Source organism: Lacticaseibacillus salsurae (genome assembly GCF_045862175.1).
Classification (GTDB): domain Bacteria; phylum Bacillota; class Bacilli; order Lactobacillales; family Lactobacillaceae; genus Lacticaseibacillus; species Lacticaseibacillus salsurae.
Genome location: NZ_BAAFZI010000108.1, coordinates 1 through 3002, shown reverse-complemented (window position 1 = coordinate 3002; position 3002 = coordinate 1). Strand labels below are relative to the sequence as shown.

Sequence of the window (3002 nt, the reverse complement as noted above, 5' to 3'; positions counted from 1 at the left end):
TGATGAGTCCAGTGCAATATGAACTTACTCATTTGAGTGGCCAGATGATGGCTTGGAGCGCATTACCATGAAATCACAGCGCAACAATCAAATAGATTCACTGTCTCAAAACTTGACTTAATTCCAGTCTGCCCCTTTGCTTCTGAATATTCACGATACAAATTAAATCCGCTATTTTGCTTCCACCCATCCATGCGAGAGCAATTCTTCTCGTTTCTTATCACCAAGGTCCTTGATAGGTATTGCGACTGCCACCAAATATTTGGGCCGACTTAACGCAACGTATGCTAACTTCAGGGAATCACGTTGCAACTTTCTGACTTCTGCATTTTCCGAAAACTTTGTTCGATGGCCTAATAAGTATGGGAAAATAACCTCGAAGAATTTATTAAATTCATTTTCGTGCTCATCAAGACCATATTTCGGATGCACACATGAGTCCAAGAGAAGGACAGTTGAACGATGAGTTTCGCCCTTTACTCCGTGAATTGTAGAGAACTCACGATGAACAATCGAGGGTGTTTTTTCTGTAATCTCCGGTTGGTTTGATAAAGAATTTACAGATCTAATCAGGTGCTCACAATCACTTTTAAAGCTATCTACAATTGACGAGTCAATCGCAATAAATTTGTTCAAAGAATCGTACAACTCCTCGCAAGTCAGTTGCTTGTCTGCTAGTCGTTGAATTATGTCAGCCAACCCTTGATTAAGGTTTCCATCACTTCGCACAATCTGTTGTTCTTCCACAACGGAATGATTCATGGTGTTAGCTAATAATGTGACAAGTAAATCATAAATTTCCTTGACGGCTCTTCTGTGTCCTCGTTGCTTAGTAGATTCTCTAACGTATTCTGACTCAACTCTGTACACATCGTCGTGCATTACGCCAACGATTGCATCCACTCTATCAGAATCACGAAAATTCGTATCCGAATTCGCTGCTGACTCAATTAATCTGTCATGTTTCTTTCTTAGCTCGTCGCCCGTAGCATAAGTTAAGAAATATTTTGGAAACGAGTGAAACTGTTGATTAGAATGGAAATGGCTATACTCCTCGATGCAAACATTCTTGACGACCCCAGCAATCACACTACCGAATCTGGTCGTTTCCGAGATTTCCTTCGTAGCATACACTCCTTCATCATTCTTAGGTTTCCAGGAATCCTCAACCTCACTGCCATAGATTGTGTACAAAGACTGATAGGGATCACCGAATCTTTGTACATTGAGAGAACTAGCTGAGGCAAGATTGTTAATGATATTAAATTGCATCATATCGGTATCCTGTGCCTCATCCAGCATTAGATACGAAAAGCGTTCACCAAGAGCCGCACACAACTCGGCCTTATGTTGGTTTAAATACCAATTTGACAGAGATTTTAAATCATTATATGATACAATGCCATCATTAAATAACCATTTAAGTGCATGATTAATCCCATATTGGAAATTCTGACTAACATTTTCATAATGATATAACCCACTATCTGAAATTACTAATTTAGTTTGCCATTTATCAGGATTTGGAACTTTCGGATAGGTGTAGGTCGTTACGATTCTCTTGAAATTCTGCGTGTACCTTTCCTTGTATTTTTCCTCTTCCAATAGTTTCATAGTAACTCCAGGTAGAATCTTAGCAAAAGCGGTCCTTCCAAGGAACGTATCCATAAAGCTTTGAATAGTCCCAACAAAATTAGGATACTCGACCTCATCAATTCCACCAATTTTAAGACGTTCTAGAATTTCATTCACAGCAACATTCGTATGTGTAATACAACAAATGCCCTTACCGTCTATCTGTGGGTTGGTTAATAGTAAGAGAACTTTTGCAGCCAACACAGTTGTTTTACCTGATCCTGGTCCGGCAACAACGTTGATGCGACCCGGTGCTTGAATTACTTGTTTTTGTTCCGTGGTGAAATGCGCTCCATGCAACAGCAGCTTTTCTATTTGCTCCAGGTCCATTGTTAATTTGCCCCCCGACCACTAGCAAACTTAATTGCATCAACCAAATACTTACAGTATTGATCTTCAGCCTCAGAATCATCACCCAAAATTTTAGATTTCAAGGTTTCTCTTGTACTAGGATCAAGTTCATTAATCAGTTCAACTAACCGTTCGCTCACCTGTGTTTTCGATACAGATCCCTTATCCAACGCTACATAGGCATTATATGCAGCCTGATGTGGGGCAGACTGAAAATTAGATTCATACGTTGCTTCAAAAGTCTTAATCAAATCTCCGCTTTTTTGGGGATTGTATTGTGTCTCGGCAATTGCCTGTATCATCAAGCGTCGCAGGGAGCTATGCAAGAGTGTGTATTCCAGAGTCCACAAAGGTGAAAGCAACACTTTGCTCGTGGCAGTAAGTTTCCCGTACATATCAGTAAGTTTATTCTGCTTCTCAGCCAATTGCTCCCCCCATTGCGCATCCGTCAGGGGCGTCGTGACTTGTTGTCTCAAAGCGTTTGCATTAGTGTTGGTATATTCCAGTCCGAAAGCCTTTACCAACGCGGAGAAGGTAGCATATGTGCTACCCATAAGTTGATCATCCAGTGACTCTGGCTTATCAACTAGTTTCAAGACCTCTGCAGAATTTTCGCGGGTAATACTGAATACTTTTGGTTTGATGTCTGAATCAGTAACTACAGAAATTGGAGTCTGAATCTTTTCATTACCATCTTTTTGAGAAAACAATTTAACGTACTGTTTGAAACTAGTCCCCTCAACATTCACAATCGAGACGCCATCACGATGAAGTGGCATACCAATCAACTCTGCCAATGCAGGGATCAAAATATTTTCAGCATAACCTTCCACTAGGATTAATCCTTTGGCAAAGAACAAATTGCTCTTAGTTGCATCTAAAAACCGATCCCGCGTTTTACAATCAAGTTAGCCACTATCGTTAGCACTCAGACAAAATAAAAAACACCAAGTCGATACGACCTGTTATCATTAAAGTTCCTACACAATTAATGAAAGAGGTATCGTCTTGATGCA

2 protein-coding genes are annotated in these 3002 nt (G+C 40.2%); both read right to left on the bottom strand.

Going from position 1 to position 3002, the window contains the following annotated elements; translation table 11 throughout:
- Positions 1-171 precede the first annotated feature (171 nt).
- Entirely contained in the window at positions 172-1965 is a 1794-nt protein-coding gene (locus tag ACKTSG_RS13900) for a UvrD-helicase domain-containing protein (protein ID WP_407895602.1), read from the bottom strand.
- A gap of 2 nt (positions 1966-1967) precedes the next feature.
- Positions 1968-2846 (bottom strand): ATP-dependent endonuclease, encoded by an 879-nt coding sequence (locus tag ACKTSG_RS13895; RefSeq protein WP_407895600.1) that lies wholly within the window; start codon positions 2844-2846, stop codon positions 1968-1970.
- Between the last annotated feature and the right edge of the window lie 156 nt (positions 2847-3002).

Excerpts from the sequence above, each read along its gene's own strand:
- ACKTSG_RS13900 (WP_407895602.1), bottom strand. The coding sequence starts at position 1,965 with ATGGACCTGGAGCAAATAGAAAAGCTGCTGTTGCATGGAGCGCATTTC.